The following is a 15,035-nucleotide window of genomic DNA, read 5'->3' as shown; positions in this document are numbered from 1 at the left end:
ACTCCGCCTTACAGTATAAACAATACACCTTTAAGCAGGAGGAAGTCCACCAACCCAAGGAATATTGCAACGATGGCTGTAGATACAAGTACGACCTTTGTGGAAGAAATAACAGCTTCACGGGAGGGCCAGACAACCTTCTTCAGTTCCTGGGAAGACTCCTTGAAATACCTAAATAGCTTCTTCATTGAAGGGCTCCTTGAGGGATAAAGATCGAGAAGCTAACAGGCCAAGAAGGATTCGAACCCTCAACATCCGGTTTTGGAGACCAGCGCTCTACCAGTTGGAGCTATTGGCCTATTTGCTTCTCGATCGAAACAACCTTATTTAATTTTTGCCTCGCGGTGCAAGGTGTGCTTGCGCTCGAACGGACAATACTTCATCAACTCAAGCTTACCCTGAGTGTTTCTCCGATTTTTCTCGGTAGTATAATTTTTCTGCTTACATTCGGTGCACTGAAGAGCAATTTTCTCAACAGGACCTTTTTTCTTCGAATCAGCCATTACGTGCTCCTCGGTGAGTTTTCACCTCAATTCCACTCCCCTTGGAAGGGGATAAAAAAAGAGCCCTCGAACGGATTTGAACCGTTGACCCCCACCTTACCATGGTGGTGCTCTACCGACTGAGCTACAAGGGCGTCGGTCATATACAGGCAAATCCACGAGATAGTCAACCTGCAACATGCAGAAGCAAACTTATCAAAGAGAAGGGTTTTTGTCAATATACCTATTCAAGAAAGAAGAAAAAGTTGAACCAGTTGCCCAGAAAACTCCAATCTTATATAGTGGAGGTGTGCTATTTGTACAAAACACAAGGAGTTCCTATGCAGGATCAACAGAAAACCAAGTATGGTCACCGTGCAAAAGATATTGCCCAAGACTTCGCTGAACACCTAAAGTACAGTCAAGATGCAGATATTTATCATACCACACAAGAAGGTCGTTATACAGCCCTAGCCCTCTCCGTTCGGGACAGAATAATTCATCAGTGGAATCAAAGCCGCAAGACCCAGCGAGCAAACGGAACAAAACGGGTCTATTACCTATCCCTTGAATTTCTCATGGGAAGAGCAATGACGAACAACATCATCAACCTTGGAATCGAGAATGAGGTTAGAGATGCCCTTACATCACTAGGGTATACCTATGAAGAACTTAGTGAAGTCGAACCAGATGCCGGATTGGGGAATGGTGGCCTTGGAAGACTTGCATCCTGTTTCCTCGACTCGCTGGCTACCCTTGAGATTCCAGCCTATGGATATGGGATTCGTTACAACTACGGAATCTTCCGTCAACAAATCAAAAACGGATGGCAAACAGAACAACCAGACAACTGGTTGCGTGATGGCAATCCGTGGGAAATCCATAGACCGGACGTTGTCTATCCTGTCCAGTTTGGAGGAGATGTCCAAGTCATCAGGGAACATGGACGCGATCGTTTCAAGTGGAGCGGTTCAGAAATTGTCAACGGTGTAGCATATGATACACCAATTATCGGATATGGATGCAAGACGGTGAACACCCTGCGCCTCTGGTCTGCAAAAAGCCCGGAAGAGTTCAACTTCCATGAATTCAATGATGGAGATTACACCGAAGCAGTTCGCTCCAAGATCAGCGCAGAAAATTTAAGCCAAGTACTCTACCCCAATGATACCCTCTATATGGGCAAGGAACTGAGACTGAAACAACAGTACTTCTTCGTCGCCTGCTCCCTTGCAGACATCATCAACCGCTTCAAGAGAAAAGAGAGCAATTGGGAAGTTCTGCCAGATTATGCAGCAATCCAACTCAACGACACACACCCCTCCCTAGCCGTCCCCGAATTGATGCGTCTTCTTATCGATGAAGAGAACCTCGAATGGGACAAGGCATGGGAGATTACTGTAAAAACCATGGGCTACACCAACCACACGCTCATGCCCGAAGCCCTTGAGAAGTGGTCCCTCCCAATGTTGCAGAAAATCCTTCCCCGGCATATGCAAATCATTTTTGAAATCAATCACCGGTTTCTGCAACAGGCAGTTTCCTACTTCCCTCTCCAACCACAAATGCTCAGCAAGGTGAGCATAATTGAAGAGACAAACCCCAAGCAGGTCCGCATGGCGCATCTCGCCATTATTGGAAGCCATAGTACCAACGGTGTTGCAGAATTGCATTCCCAGTTGCTGAAGAAATCCATGTTCCCGCAGTTCAATCTTATCTTCAAGGATCGTTTCAACAACAAGACAAATGGTATTACACAACGAAGATGGTTGCTTGCTGCCAACCCCAAACTTGCGAAATTGATAAACAGTGCCATCGGAGATGGCTGGATCACTGACTATAACCAGATTGAAAAACTCAAGCCGTTTGCTGAAGACAAGAACTTCATCTCTGATTTTGCAGCAATCAAGCAGGAGAACAAGATTCGCGCTTCTTCTTTCCTGCAAAAAGACAGTAACATGCTCATCAATCCAAATACCTTCTTCGATGTCCAGGTAAAAAGAATCCATGAGTACAAGCGACAACTGCTCAATGCATTGAACATACTGCTCATCTACAATGACTTGAAACAAGGAGGGACTGCTACAAAGGATATGGAACCAATCTCCTTCCTCTTCGGAGGTAAAGCAGCCCCTGGGTATGTCAATGCAAAACTGATTATCAAGCTGATAAACAATATTGCAAAGGTGATCAATGCAGACCCTGCAACCAAGGACCGCCTTGCCATTCATTTCATGCCGAACTACCGTGTCTCGATGGCAGAAGCAATTATCCCGGCAACCAATCTCTCTGAGCAGATTTCAACTGCAGGGACTGAGGCATCAGGCACTGGTAACATGAAGTTCATGTGCAATGGTGCCTTGACCATAGGCACCATGGATGGTGCAAACATTGAAATCGCCCAAGAGGTTGGAGAAGAGAATATGTTCATCTTCGGTAATACTGAAGAAGAAATCCAGAAACTAAGCTTGTCCTACGACCCCTTCACATTCGTGATGGCAGACAAAGAGATCAAGGATGCGATCGACTTGCTCTTCAGCGGCTACTTCAATATCAATGAACCAAACATCTTTGAACCGCTACGCAGGAGCTTATTCGAGGAAGGGGACAGATACTACCACTTTGCAGACCTCCGGATGTACAGCGATGCACATCGCAAAGCAAGGGAACTCTACAAGGAAGACAGAGATGCCTGGAATCGGATTGCAGTAATAAATATTGCCTCAAGTGGAAAATTCTCCAGTGACCGGACCATTGCTCAATATGCCAAGGAAATCTGGAATATTGAGGCGTGTCCGGTTGAAAAGGACCTTAGCGAGGATACCGCACTGCAGGATGCAGTAAAACGACCGTAACACAACCAAACTGACAATGAATCATCATCTATTCTTCATGGATGATGATTATTTGTCATGCTTTTGATATTTTTACTGGTTACTTTATATGTAATTATAATTTTGTATTATTTATTTCTACAAATATATGACATAATATCGTCATTGCATCGATTTTCTTGCTATATTCATAGCATGCAAACATTCTGGGACAGAGTCATACTTCTTCTTAATTCACCTACGGTGGTGGAACTATCTACCATGCTTGATGTCAAACGCAGCACACTCTCCAGTTGGATTCATACTGACAGACGCCCCCCATTGCATGTTGCAATGAAAATAATGGAACTCACCGGAGTAAGTCTTGAATGGCTGGAGCATGGAAACAATTGGGAATCCATGGCAAGTGAAGAAGCTGCTGAAAACATTTCCCAATACAAAAAGCTTATCATGGCCCAGATAGAAGAACTTGACCAACAACAGCTGGAAGTCATCCAAGCTCTTTTATACTACTTCAAGAACCATAGCGCTACAAACCAAACACTGGAAAAAGATTCTTGACCGCCGGGGAAATCAGCGCCAGAATCGGAGCAATAATCATTGCTGGAAGGAAGTTGCCGGTCTTTGTTTTTCTAATATCCAAGAGGCCGAACCCAATCATCAGCAAGAGGACACCACCCACAGATGCAAGCTCATTGATGCCTGCCTCACCAAGAATGGGGGCCAGCCAACCACCCGCCAAGGTAAAAAACCCTTGATAGAGCAGGATGAATAGAGCACTAGCCATAACCCCTGCCCCATAGGCAGCACTGAATATGATCGCCATACAGCCATCCATGATGGATTTTACCATAATCAGCTGATAATCTCCGACAGTTCCTGCTTGAATTGCACCTACCACCGTCATGGCCCCACTGCAGAACAGCAGGGATGCGTTAAGAAATCCCAAAGCAAAGTTGCGTGCACTCTCTGCACTTCCCTGGCCCCTGCTGAGTCGTCTTTCCATCCATGACCCGAAGGACATCACCCCATCCTCAATTTTTAAGGCATATCCTATAAAGCCACCGATAACCACAGAAAAAAGCAGGATCAAATAAGAACCAGTCTGCATTGCCATGGAAAACCCGATGACCAACGTAATCAGACCGGAAGAGGTAAAAACAACCTCCTGATAGGAAGCTTTCAGCCTATGTTTCAGAAATAATCCAATAAAGGAGCCGAGAACAACCATCAAGGCATTGAAGTAGGTGGCAATCATAATGGCTTGGAGTATAATATGATTACGAAACTCTCTCAAGGATGAACCATGCAGAATCTTATTCTGGCCGCAGGCCTAGGAATGCGAAGTAAAGGGAAAAAACTCCTGCTACCCTACAAAGGGACTACCATCGTCGCCCACGCAGTGGAACAGTCACTGATGGCAGGACTCAAGACAGTGCTTGTCACCGGCTTTAGGGCAGAGCAGGTGGCTCAGGCTGTCGCGCATTTAGCATGTTCCCAACTCCAGATCGTCCACAATGAACACTACCGCAAAGGGCAAGGAAGCTCCACAATCTGTGGAGCCTCCTATCTTAGCCATGAATCGCCATTTTTTATTTCACTTGCGGATATGCCACTCATCGAGAGTAGACACTACCTCTATTTGATGGAACAGGCTGTGGAACCAGTTGCCAGACCCTCATACCACGGAAGGCTCGGACACCCGGTATTGCTTGATCCGAGTTTTCTGGCAATCATCAAGTCACAAAAAAGCTCGTTCACCATGCGGGAGCTCCTGCAGAAATACCCTGTGCAGGCAATCGAGGTTGCCGATGAGGCGTATATCACCGACATCGACACACTCGATGCATACCACCGCTTGGTGGAGTCTAGTCAATCTTACGGGCAACCACCTCATCACCCTGAAGCGTGAGCAAGATCTTCGAGCCTGGGCCGAAATCACCTGACAGCAATTGCACAGACAAGGGGTTCTCCACAAGTCGCTGCACAGCGCGGCGAATCGGACGTGCTCCAAAGACCGGATCATAGCCCTCCTTGTAGAGCAACGAAAGTACCTCATCTTCCCAAGTCAAGAAGAACCCACGTTTCTGCAACCGCTCCTGAAGTTGCTCAAGCTGTAGAACCACAATCTTACGAATCTGCTCCTCTCCCAATCGCTCGAAGATGATGATCTCATCAAGCCGATTGATAAACTCCGGTTTGAAGGATTGATGGATTATCTCACCAACCAGGCGGACACCTTCCTCATGGGACTCTGCACTCAGCAACTGCTGGCTTCCCAGATTACTGGTCATGATGATGACGGTATTGGTAAAGTCAACCACTCTTCCCTGCCCATCGGTCAATCGGCCATCATCCAACAATTGTAGCAACACGTTGAATACATCGGGATGGGCTTTTTCAATCTCATCAAAAAGAATTACAGAATAGGGACGCCTACGAACTACCTCAGTCAGTTGCCCTCCTTGGTCATACCCCACATACCCTGGAGGCGCTCCAATCAATCTGCTGACAGAGAACTTCTCCATATACTCACTCATATCGATGCGGGTAAGGGCTTTCTCATCATCAAAGAGAAATTCTGCAAGTACCTTGGCAAGCAAGGTCTTTCCTACTCCTGTGGGACCTGCAAACAGGAAGGTCCCTAAGGGCTTTCTCTCATCCCCGATTCCTGCCTTGTTTCGCCGGATTGCATTGCTTACTGCCTCAATCGCCTGCTTCTGCCCTATGACTTGCTTAGAGAGGGTCTGTTCAAGATTCAGATACTTGTGCAGCTCACTCTCCTTCATTTTGGCCACAGGCACACCTGTCCAGTTACTGACAATACGAGCAATGTCATCCTCACTGACTTCCTCTCGGAGCATCTGCTTTCCTTCAACTTGCACGGATGCAAGCTGTTCAGTCATATCTTCAATCTGTTTAAGCAGCTCGGGAATCTCCCCATGCTTAATCTGGGCAGCTTTTGCAAGATCGCCCTCTCTTTCAGCACGTTGTTCTTCCGCCTTCAGCTGCTCAAGCTTTGCCTTTGTCTCCCTTAGCCTGGCAATGGAGTTCCGCTCATTGCCCCATTGCAAGTGCATGGCATCACGGGTTCCCTGGAGCTCACTCAGCTCACGCTCGAGTTTTTCCAACCGCTCTTTGCTTGCCTTGTCGGTTTCCCTGGAAAGCGCCTGCTTCTCAATGTTGAGCTGGAGGATCTTGCGCTCTATTTGATCCAACTCTTCCGGCTGACTCTCTATTTCCATCTTGAGCTGGCTAGCAGCCTCATCCACCAAGTCGATAGCCTTGTCTGGGAGGAACCGGTTGGTGATATACCGGTTGCTCAGGGTAGCTGCAGCAACCAAGGCTTCATCCTTGATTCGTACGCCATGGTGGACTTCGTACCGTTCTTTAAGTCCCCTGAGAATGGCAATCGTCGATTCAACCGAAGGCTCCTTGGTGAATATCGGCTGAAACCGTCGTTCCAAGGCTTTGTCGGGTTCAATATATTTCCGGTATTCGTCAAGGGTAGTCGCACCGATGGCATGCAACTCACCCCTGGAGAGAGCTGGTTTGATCAGGTTTGAGGCATCTGTTGACCCTTCACTCGCCCCTGCCCCAACAATGGTATGCAACTCGTCAATGAACAGAATGATCCTGCCTTCACTGGCAGTCACTTCCTTAACCACTGCTTTTAGCCGTTCCTCAAACTCTCCCCTGAACTTGGCACCTGCCACTAAGGCTCCAAGGTCCAAGCTGAGAATTTGCTTATTTTTCAGCGACTCAGGGACATCCTCGGAAGCAATACGTAAGGCAAGGCCTTCTACAATTGCAGTTTTTCCGACTCCTGGTTCTCCAATCAATACGGGATTGTTCTTGGTCCTTCTGGAGAGCACCTGCATGACCCGTCGAATTTCCTCATCACGCCCGATGACCGGATCGAGCTTCCCCTGCCGGGCAAGGGTGGTCATATCCTTGCAGTACTTTTCCAATGCCTGATATCTGCTTTCAGGATCTTCACTTTGGATCGTCTGGTTCCCTCGGATCGTCTGCAATGCTTGCATAAGCGCGTCCTTGGTAACACCAAGGGACTTGAGTGCCTTGCTTGCCTCCGAGCCATCCTCCAAGACAGCAAGCAGGAAGTGTTCTGCGCTCAAGTATTGATCCTTGAAGTCTGAAGCAATCTTGTCTGCTTCATAAAGCTGGTTCCCCAGTTGTGCAGATAGGGACCGTTGTGCGTTACCACCATATGACTTGGGAAGTTTGTTGACCAGATTTCCCAATTTTTCACTCACCATGGCAGGGGGAACCCCCAAACGCTCAAGGAGCGGGGTGAGCAACCCTTCCTTCTGATTGAGTAAAGCCAATAAAAGGTGTTCTGTGGTAATTTCTGCGTTGCCATGTTCATTGGCAAGCATATCGGCATCGCCGATTGCCTGACGCAGCTTGATAGTCATTTTGTCTATATTCATGGATACTCCTCACCTTCAGGTATGAAGCAACCGGCCCTTCTCGGGTCTTCTCCTGTACGTAGATAAATATAATGACGAATCAGGGTATCGGCTAGGCCCTGTAGAAATCGAGGTAAGTGCTGATCAGCTGCTTGGAGAGTTGCATGTCGAACGTATCCAAGAATGCAACCTGGAAGCAGGATGATTCAAGCAACATGAGAAGATGATCTGCGACCTTATTCACATCACAGTCAACAATATCCCCTGTCTTGACCCCCATGCGAAGCAAGCGCTTGAACAAGATGGTGAGCTTGGCGGTTCGTCTGAGAATGATCTCATTGAAATCCCGTCCCTCCTTCTTCATCTGGAGCATAACATCTACTAAACTGGTCAATTCCCCTTCGTGCTCGTTTGCTTCTTGCATGATGTCTAGACAAATGGTCGTAATCCTGCTTACCAAATCCTGGTCGGTCGACCAAACATAGGCAACATACTTGTTGAACATTCTTCCCGTTACCAGCTTCACCGCATAATAGTAAATCTCTTCCTTATCTTTGAAGTATTGGTAAATGGTAGGACGGGAAACACCACATTCGGTGGCTATCAGAGAGAGATTGGAATCACGATAGCCTTCTCTTGCAAAGACCTTCAGTGCAGTTTGTAGAATCTTTTCCTTTCTCTCTTCATGATCGATCTTTTTCGGCATGCGCCCTGCTCTCCTACTATTGGTAGAAATTTCTTGTTGCATTACAATATACCATTATACTGTAAAAAACACTAGAATTCGTGTGGAGTTTCAACATGCTTTTCCTTTTGCTCTCAATTTTTCTCCTGTTGTTCCTTGTAGCATTAGTCTGTAGGACTGCAATACTGCGAATACATACCAACATGGCTATAATGCCTTCCCATGTGCAAACAGGCACTGAAGCAGAGGCCATCCTCTCCAAGGCTGTGGCATGCAGAACTGTCTCACATGCAGAGCCCGATCAGACAGATTGGGATGAGTTCTCTCATCTGATTGCTCTCTTGGAGAAGTCCTTCCCTCTTTGCAACAACCAGAGAATCATCAATGAGACAATCGGCCCCTATAACCTGGTCTACTGTTTCAAAGGAGTAGAGAACGACCGGGAACCAGCACTGCTCACTGCGCATCTGGATGTGGTGGGAGCAACTGAGCACGAGTGGACATACCCTCCGTTCGAGGGACACATAGGAAATGGGTACCTCTACGGACGAGGCAGTTTTGACTGTAAGCTACAGGTAATCAGTATACTCGCAACCTTTGAACATATACTGAAAACGAAAAAACCGGTAAAGAATACTTGGTATGTGGCTTTTGGATGTGACGAGGAGAGCAACAGCAGTAAAGAAGGAGCTGTTCGTATTGCTCAATACTTTCAAAGCAAAGGACTCCATTTCAGCTTCGTTTTGGACGAAGGTGGTGTGGTTAGCCAAGAGTACATCAAAGGCTTTGCACAAAGCATAGCTGTAGTGGGGGTGGCAGAGAAAGGGTACCTCGATCTCGAGCTTTCGGTTGAAAGAAATGCAGGCCACTCCTCCACTCCTACCTTCCCCACAGCCTTGGGAACACTTTCCCAGGCAGTAAGTAGACTGGAAAGAAAGCAGATGCCCGCAAGGTTGACTCCTTCTGTGAAGCAGATGCTTACCAATCTGGGAAAGGAAGGCCCCTTTGCCTACAGCCTGCTTTTTCTTAATCTCTGGTTGACAGCAGGCCTTCTGAAGCTTGTATTCTCCAAACAGGCAACCCTCAATGCTGTAATCCGAAGCACAATAGTCCCCACAGTCATCTCTGCGAGCGACAAAAGCAATGTCATCGCGAAGAAAGCAACAGCAATTGTGAACTGCCGTTTGCTCCCAGGTGATACACAAGAAACTATTGTTTCCTGGGTTACCAGAACCATTGCCTCTGATTCTGTCATGGTAACACCCTTGCATTGCACTCCCCCCTCCCATATCAGCAAGGCAGACGGAGATGCTTTCAGATTTCTCTCAGAAACCATTAAAAGAACGTTTCCTGAGTCGATTGTTACGCCATATCTCATGATGGGTGCGACTGATGCAAGGAAATACCAAGATTTGAGTGACGCTATCTACCGTTTTACACCTGCTAGGATGAACCGTAGCGAGGTGGACCGTATGCATGCCCCCGATGAGCGAATCAGCCTGGAGAACATAACACTGGCACAACAGTTTTATGCTCATGTAATCACCAACTGGTAAACATGCACAAGCCCCGCATCTTGCGGGGCCTTGCATGTACAGGATGGTTGTTCCATCACTTATTTAATTTTAACTTCAATTGCCTTGGGTTTAGCAACTTCCTTCTTTGGAAGGGTCAATGTAAGGATACCGTCGGCAAACTCGCCAGAGATTTTCTCCTCATCCACATCCTCAGGCAATGAGAACGATCGCTCGAAGCTCTGATAGTAGCGCTCAGAAACAAGATGCTTCTTGTCCTTCTCTTCCTTCTTGGTTTCCTTTGTAGAGCTCAGTTTCAGGACATGCTTCTCGATATTGACCTTCACTTCCCTCTGCTTATAGCCAGGAAGTTCCGCTTCCAAGATGTAGGCATCATCGTTCTCGGTAATATCTACAGCCGGAAATCTCGAGGGATACACCCCCCAGTCCCCAAGCATGTCGTTGAACAGAGAGTCAAATGCTGACAATGCCGGTAAATCATAATTCCTTCTTGTTGTTAAAGATTTCATAGTACACCTCCGTGTTCTATAATATTCTTCATCAATCCCTTTCGGGGTTCATCTGTAATTTTGCAAAAAGCGTGCCAATTCATCTTCCATTATCTAGAAATATAGCTAATTTACGTTAATATAATAATTTATACGATTTCATTATATAACAGCAATGAAACCAAATAAGCTTACTACGTAGCGATTCTGAATCAACTCGTCCCTTTCTCCACATCTACTTTATCTCTTTTTGTTTCATTTTGACACATATCTGTCCATTATGACCCAACTTACTGGGGTAGATTAGCCCGAAAAGCGCAAAGAAAAGCAGTATCTCCCGCAAAAAGGAAACACTGCTCTGTACATATGCATGAATACGAGCTAGTTGAGGTCAGCGAGCGTGGCAACCATCACAGCCTTGATGGTGTGCATTCGGTTTTCCGCCTCATCAAAAACAACGGAGTGCCTGCTTCTGAACACCTCGTCTGTTACCTCCAGTTCCGTAAGGCCGAACTGTTCATGGATCTGCTGTGCAACACTGGTATTGAGATCATGGAACGAGGGGAGACAGTGCTCGAATAACACCTGCTCATTTCCCGATGCCTTGAGTAAATCCATTGTTACCTGATAGTCCTTCAGCAGGGAGATCCGCGATGCTGTCTGGTCCTCCTCCCCCATGGAAACCCATACATCGGTGTAGATGACATCCACGCCCTGCACGGCTTTAAGGGGGTCGGTGGTAGCCCACAGCTTTGCTCCAGACTCCTTTGCCACAGGAGCCAATTCTTCAAGCAACTCCTGGGAAGGGAACAGTTCTTTTGGAGCAGCAATCCTGTACTCCATCCCCAGCTTTGCCGCACCGATCATCAATGCATTGGAAACATTGTTCCTTCCATCCCCGATGTAGGCGAACTTCAGATCCTTGGGGGCTTTCTTAGTATGCTCCATGGCTGTGAGAACGTCCGCCAGCACCTGTGTTGGATGATCATCATCTGTCAACCCATTCCATACTGGAACATTGCTGTAGCGGGCAATATCCCTAATTACCTGAGGAGAGAACCCACGATACTGGATGCCATCATACATGCTCCCCAGTACTTTTGCAGTATCCTCGATGGATTCCTTTTTCCCCATTTGGCTATTGGTCAGAAAGGTAACACAGGCCCCTTCATCAAAGGCAGCTACCTCAAACGAACAACGGGTACGGGTCGAGCTCTTATCAAAGATCAAAACAATATTTTTCCCTGCAAGCAGCTTTCCCTGAAGCCTCTCGGGATAATGCTTCCCTTGTTTTTTTGCCTTCAGGCCGGCTGAGAGCTGGAGAAGGTCCAAAATCTCCTGTCCTGAGTAATCTTTGAGGGTCAAAAAGCTGCGTCCTTTCATCGATATCATGTCAGCCTCCATTATTATGATAGGAATCGTACATATTTATACAATACGTGTCAAGTTTTACCGTATTATTATTCATTTTTACGAATATTATTGTATATCTATACGAAAAAACCTCCAAGCATCACTGCAAGGAGGCAAAGTACAATTACAATACTGTTACTCAGTTACAAGCACTACTTCACCATTGGGATAGCGCTCTGCAACATAGGAAGCAATCTTCTCTCTGCGCAGGGCATCAACCAGAGCGACAATAGCCTTGTCATTCTCTCGGCCTTGCTTGACAGCAACGACATTCACATAAGGGCTGTCGGCACCTTCTACAAGCAGGCCATCCCGGGTTGCAATCAGACCAGCGGGAATGGCGTAGTTGCCATTGATGATGGCAGCATCGACATCAGAGAGAACACGAGGAAGACTTGCTGCCTCAATCTCACGGAAAGAGAAACCCTTGGGGTTGGATGCGATATCCAGCGGTGTAGCTTCAAGACCTACATTCGCATCAAGAGTCAACAAACCTGCACTCTGGAGCAGCAGCAACGCTCTGCCCTCGTTGGTGGGATCGTTAGGAATTGCAATCGTAGCACCCTTAGGAAGCTCCTCAATTGAGTTGTACTGCTCTGAGTATAGGGCAAACGGCTCCACATGGATGCCTCCTGCATTAACCAGGTGATATCCTCTTTCCTTGTTGAATGACTCAAGGTACGGAATATGCTGGAAGAAGTTTGCGTCCAGCTCTCCGCTTTCCAGAGCCTCGTTTGGAGTGACATAGTCAGTGAACTCCTGAATCTTCAGGGTTATTCCCTGCTGGGCAAGATCCTCAACCACCAACTCGAGAAAAACAGCATGGGGTTCTGGGGTGGCTCCGACTACCAAAGTATTGGAATCGGCCTGTTCTTTGGTGCCTGCTGCAAACAATGAAAGTGCAAGCAACAACACAAGTGAAATACTCAAAATCTTTTTCATGAACAACATCTCCTTCTCTCGCCCTCTTGGATGAGAGGTACATATAACCTGTGCTTTGGAATCAACGCCGCGCTAGCAACTTGGCGCTGATCTTGTTTCCGATGACCTGGATTACCTCAACGAGGACCAGAATGACAACAACCGCTACTACCATGATGTCGCCTCGGAACCGTTGGTACCCATACCTTATAGCCAAGTCTCCCAAACCGCCCCCACCGATTGCTCCTGCCATGGCCGAATAACCGATAAGATTGATGATGGTCAGGGTAATTCCACTAACCAATGACGGAAGTGCTTCTGGTATCAATACCTTACGGACAATCTGGAAATTGGTGGAACCCATAGCACGGGCGGCCTGAACGACCCCCGGATCCACCTCCTTCAGTGCGGTCTCAATTACTCGAGCCACGAACGGCGCTGCTGCTATCGACAGCGGGACAATGGTTGCTGTGGTACCAATACTGGTACCGATCAACAATCTCGACAAGGGAAACAGAAGTATCATAAGTATAATAAATGGGAAAGAGCGGAGCACATTTACAATCCTTCCCAACACGTTATTCACTATTGGATGAGGTATAATGCCCCCTTGGTCCACAGGAGCTGTCGCGGAAAGGAGAATCCCAAGAGGGAAACCAAGAATAAGAGAAAAGAGCGTGGAGAAAAAAACCATGCTCAGTGTTTCCATGGTTGCTCCAAATACAAGTATCCAAAGTTTGCTCATACACTCTCCTCCTCTTCAACGATTACACCCATTTGAGAGAGAGATTCGATAGCTTTTTTGCGGGTTGTTTCATCACCACTGATGTCCACGATCATTGTCCCAATCTCTGTATCACCGACTTTCTGAACACCACCGGCCCTAATATTGAAATCCACGCCAAGCTGCCTGCTGATCTTGCTGAGAATCGGCTGGTCAGTGGTTCCCCCACGGAAACGCAACGTATACGCACCGCTTTTCTTGGACCATTGGACCATCTTATCCCCTACCTTTGCAGCTTCGTCCACCCCCACCAGATGGGAAAGGAAATCCTTGGTAACTTCACTGCTGGGATTGGCAAAGATATCAGTGACAAATCCCTGTTCAACAACCACGCCATCGTTCAAAACAGCAACTTGGTCACATGCATCACGAACCACTTCCATCTGGTGAGTGATCATGACAACGGTAAGGCTCATTTTTCTCTGGATTTCTTTCAGCAAGGCCAGAATAGAGTGTGTAGTCTGAGGATCGAGTGCGCTGGTGGCTTCATCACAGAAGAGAATATCTGGGTTACAAGCCAATGCACGGGCAATTGCAACTCGTTGTTTTTGCCCACCGCTGAGGGTACTGATCGGGGCTTTGCCCCTCCCGTCCAGTCCAACAAGGGAGAGCAGTGTCTCAACACGGCTCTTAATCTCGCTTTTTGGAGTACCGGTTATCTCCAATGGGTAAGCAATGTTCTGTTCTGCATTCCTACTGGAAAAGAGATTGAAGTTCTGAAAAATCATCCCAACTCTTCTCCGTCTCTGGATAAGTGATTGTTTCTGGAGATTATCAACTCGAACGTCATCAAAGAATATTTCCCCTTCATCAGGTCGTTCAAGCAAGCTGACCAGACGAACCAATGTCGACTTTCCGGCCCCACTCTTCCCAATAATTCCATAGACGGTATTCGAGGGTATCTCCAAGCTTATTCCATTGACCGCATGCAAATCTCCATACGTTCGCTTTAGGTTATGTAACTTTATTTGCATACTTATACCCTCAATATTCATTTCACAAATGAAAGGTATCAATACCCCAAGGCAAGCCCTGGACTCAGGAGGCGTTGCCTCCTTTTCCGCCCCAAGGGACGGGGCATCTCACCTTACTTTCCCGGCACTCGCTCGGGAGAGGAACCATCATGCTGATTCCTTTCCTCTCGCTCCGTTGGAGAATGAATTGGTACCATCATAGTAAAAAGGAAGGGTACTGACAAGAGCAAGAGCACAGATTTCTGCATATATCCTAGTCTATTACTAGCTTATAAACAGCGAAGTTCATGCTCCCTAACTATGAGAAAAGGACGCAAATGCGTCCTCTTCTCTATCTATGTTTTAAACCGGGATTACCGGTTGAAAGCAAAAAAAGGGCCCGGCGGCTACCTACTCTCCCACGGTTGCCCGTAGTACCATCGGCGTGAGGGTGCTTAACTTCCGTGTTCGGGATGGGAACGGGTGTGTCCACCCTGCTGTGGCCACCGG

At 47.2% G+C, this 15,035-nt stretch carries 15 protein-coding genes, 2 tRNA genes and 1 rRNA gene; 5 read left to right on the top strand and 13 right to left on the bottom strand.

Going from position 1 to position 15,035, the window contains the following annotated elements; translation table 11 throughout:
- Positions 1-8: 8 nt before the first annotated feature.
- From secE to DYP60_RS03080, 4 genes are all read right to left on the bottom strand, one after another.
- Positions 9-188 (bottom strand): preprotein translocase subunit SecE, encoded by a 180-nt coding sequence (secE, locus tag DYP60_RS03095; RefSeq protein ID WP_117329421.1) that lies wholly within the window; start codon positions 186-188, stop codon positions 9-11.
- A gap of 37 nt (positions 189-225) precedes the next feature.
- Positions 226-299, bottom strand: a tRNA-Trp gene (locus tag DYP60_RS03090).
- Positions 300-323: 24 nt separating this feature from the next.
- The gene (gene rpmG / locus DYP60_RS03085) at positions 324-503 is read right to left on the bottom strand and encodes a 50S ribosomal protein L33 (protein WP_117329420.1); all 180 of its coding nucleotides are present in this window, start codon (positions 501-503) and stop codon (positions 324-326) included.
- Between the two features lie 61 nt (positions 504-564).
- A tRNA-Thr gene (locus tag DYP60_RS03080) sits at positions 565-637 on the bottom strand.
- A 186-nt stretch (positions 638-823) separates the two neighbouring features.
- On the opposite strand from DYP60_RS03080, the gene DYP60_RS03075 reads away from it, so the two are divergent.
- Together DYP60_RS03075 and DYP60_RS03070 are read left to right on the top strand one after the other, a co-directional pair.
- A complete protein-coding gene (locus tag DYP60_RS03075; protein ID WP_117329419.1) occupies positions 824-3,337 on the top strand; it encodes a glycogen/starch/alpha-glucan phosphorylase in 2,514 nt (837 codons plus the stop codon).
- Positions 3,338-3,511: 174 nt separating this feature from the next.
- Positions 3,512-3,877, top strand: a complete 366-nt coding sequence (locus tag DYP60_RS03070; RefSeq protein ID WP_165849481.1) for a helix-turn-helix domain-containing protein — start codon at positions 3,512-3,514, stop codon at positions 3,875-3,877.
- Here the strand turns inward: DYP60_RS03070 and DYP60_RS03065 are convergent.
- Positions 3,846-4,574 (bottom strand): DUF554 domain-containing protein, encoded by a 729-nt coding sequence (locus DYP60_RS03065; RefSeq protein ID WP_117329417.1) that lies wholly within the window; start codon positions 4,572-4,574, stop codon positions 3,846-3,848. The two genes, DYP60_RS03070 and DYP60_RS03065, sit on opposite strands and share 32 nt — an antisense overlap.
- A gap of 48 nt (positions 4,575-4,622) precedes the next feature.
- On the opposite strand from DYP60_RS03065, the gene DYP60_RS03060 reads away from it, so the two are divergent.
- A complete protein-coding gene (locus DYP60_RS03060) occupies positions 4,623-5,228 on the top strand; it encodes a nucleotidyltransferase family protein (RefSeq protein ID WP_117329416.1) in 606 nt (201 codons plus the stop codon).
- On the opposite strand, the gene clpB is transcribed toward DYP60_RS03060, so the two are convergent.
- Positions 5,185-7,767 carry an ATP-dependent chaperone ClpB gene (gene clpB / locus DYP60_RS03055; RefSeq protein ID WP_117329415.1) on the bottom strand — a complete coding sequence of 861 codons (2,583 nt, stop codon included), beginning with the start codon at positions 7,765-7,767 and terminating at the stop codon, positions 5,185-5,187. The genes DYP60_RS03060 and clpB overlap by 44 nt on opposite strands.
- A 91-nt stretch (positions 7,768-7,858) precedes the next feature.
- Positions 7,859-8,452: a TetR/AcrR family transcriptional regulator gene (locus DYP60_RS03050; RefSeq protein WP_117329414.1), complete on the bottom strand. Its 594-nt coding sequence runs from the start codon at positions 8,450-8,452 to the stop codon at positions 7,859-7,861.
- 203 nt (positions 8,453-8,655) lie between these two features.
- Here DYP60_RS03050 and DYP60_RS03045 point away from each other — a divergent pair, with 203 nt between their 5' ends.
- Positions 8,656-9,987, top strand: coding sequence for a M20/M25/M40 family metallo-hydrolase (locus DYP60_RS03045; RefSeq protein ID WP_165849480.1), 1,332 nt, complete (start codon positions 8,656-8,658; stop codon positions 9,985-9,987).
- 59 nt (positions 9,988-10,046) lie between these two features.
- Here DYP60_RS03045 and DYP60_RS03040 read toward each other — a convergent pair whose 3' ends face one another.
- The 5 genes from DYP60_RS03040 to DYP60_RS03020 form a co-directional block, all read right to left on the bottom strand.
- On the bottom strand, positions 10,047-10,475 hold the full coding sequence (locus tag DYP60_RS03040) for an Hsp20/alpha crystallin family protein (RefSeq protein WP_117329412.1): 429 nt from the start codon (positions 10,473-10,475) through the stop codon (positions 10,047-10,049).
- 360 nt (positions 10,476-10,835) lie between these two features.
- On the bottom strand, positions 10,836-11,846 hold the full coding sequence (gene argF / locus DYP60_RS03035; RefSeq protein WP_206363096.1) for an ornithine carbamoyltransferase: 1,011 nt from the start codon (positions 11,844-11,846) through the stop codon (positions 10,836-10,838).
- A gap of 156 nt (positions 11,847-12,002) precedes the next feature.
- On the bottom strand, positions 12,003-12,809 hold the full coding sequence (locus DYP60_RS03030; RefSeq protein ID WP_206363095.1) for a MetQ/NlpA family ABC transporter substrate-binding protein: 807 nt from the start codon (positions 12,807-12,809) through the stop codon (positions 12,003-12,005).
- A gap of 61 nt (positions 12,810-12,870) precedes the next feature.
- On the bottom strand, positions 12,871-13,533 hold the full coding sequence (locus DYP60_RS03025; RefSeq protein ID WP_117329409.1) for a methionine ABC transporter permease: 663 nt from the start codon (positions 13,531-13,533) through the stop codon (positions 12,871-12,873).
- Positions 13,530-14,546: a methionine ABC transporter ATP-binding protein gene (locus DYP60_RS03020; protein WP_117329408.1), complete on the bottom strand. Its 1,017-nt coding sequence runs from the start codon at positions 14,544-14,546 to the stop codon at positions 13,530-13,532. Before DYP60_RS03020 ends, DYP60_RS03025 begins: the two co-directional genes overlap by 4 nt.
- 28 nt (positions 14,547-14,574) lie before the next feature.
- Here DYP60_RS03020 and DYP60_RS14115 point away from each other — a divergent pair, with 28 nt between their 5' ends.
- Positions 14,575-14,748 (top strand): hypothetical protein, encoded by a 174-nt coding sequence (locus DYP60_RS14115; RefSeq protein ID WP_165849479.1) that lies wholly within the window; start codon positions 14,575-14,577, stop codon positions 14,746-14,748.
- Between the two features lie 175 nt (positions 14,749-14,923).
- Here the strand turns inward: DYP60_RS14115 and rrf are convergent.
- A 5S ribosomal RNA gene (gene rrf, locus DYP60_RS03015) occupies positions 14,924-15,035 on the bottom strand.

Source organism: Sphaerochaeta halotolerans (genome assembly GCF_003429665.1).
GTDB classification, from domain to species: domain Bacteria; phylum Spirochaetota; class Spirochaetia; order Sphaerochaetales; family Sphaerochaetaceae; genus Sphaerochaeta; species Sphaerochaeta halotolerans.
Note: the sequence above shows the minus strand (reverse complement) of the source record. Positions and strands in the feature narration are given on the sequence as shown.

Excerpts from the sequence above, each read along its gene's own strand:
- DYP60_RS03025 (WP_117329409.1), bottom strand. The coding sequence starts at position 13,533 with ATGAGCAAACTTTGGATACTTGTATTTGGAGCAACCATGGAAACACTG.
- DYP60_RS03065 (WP_117329417.1), bottom strand. The coding sequence starts at position 4,574 with ATGATTGCCACCTACTTCAATGCCTTGATGGTTGTTCTCGGCTCCTTT.
- argF (WP_206363096.1), bottom strand. The coding sequence starts at position 11,846 with ATGATATCGATGAAAGGACGCAGCTTTTTGACCCTCAAAGATTACTCA.
- secE (WP_117329421.1), bottom strand. The coding sequence starts at position 188 with ATGAAGAAGCTATTTAGGTATTTCAAGGAGTCTTCCCAGGAACTGAAG.
- DYP60_RS03040 (WP_117329412.1), bottom strand. The coding sequence starts at position 10,475 with ATGAAATCTTTAACAACAAGAAGGAATTATGATTTACCGGCATTGTCA.
- rpmG (WP_117329420.1), bottom strand. The coding sequence starts at position 503 with ATGGCTGATTCGAAGAAAAAAGGTCCTGTTGAGAAAATTGCTCTTCAG.
- DYP60_RS03075 (WP_117329419.1), top strand. The coding sequence starts at position 824 with ATGCAGGATCAACAGAAAACCAAGTATGGTCACCGTGCAAAAGATATT.
- clpB (WP_117329415.1), bottom strand. The coding sequence starts at position 7,767 with ATGAATATAGACAAAATGACTATCAAGCTGCGTCAGGCAATCGGCGAT.
- DYP60_RS03030 (WP_206363095.1), bottom strand. The coding sequence starts at position 12,809 with ATGAAAAAGATTTTGAGTATTTCACTTGTGTTGTTGCTTGCACTTTCA.
- DYP60_RS03060 (WP_117329416.1), top strand. The coding sequence starts at position 4,623 with ATGCAGAATCTTATTCTGGCCGCAGGCCTAGGAATGCGAAGTAAAGGG.
- DYP60_RS03070 (WP_165849481.1), top strand. The coding sequence starts at position 3,512 with ATGCAAACATTCTGGGACAGAGTCATACTTCTTCTTAATTCACCTACG.
- DYP60_RS03050 (WP_117329414.1), bottom strand. The coding sequence starts at position 8,452 with ATGCCGAAAAAGATCGATCATGAAGAGAGAAAGGAAAAGATTCTACAA.
- DYP60_RS03020 (WP_117329408.1), bottom strand. The coding sequence starts at position 14,546 with ATGCAAATAAAGTTACATAACCTAAAGCGAACGTATGGAGATTTGCAT.
- DYP60_RS14115 (WP_165849479.1), top strand. The coding sequence starts at position 14,575 with ATGAAAGGTATCAATACCCCAAGGCAAGCCCTGGACTCAGGAGGCGTT.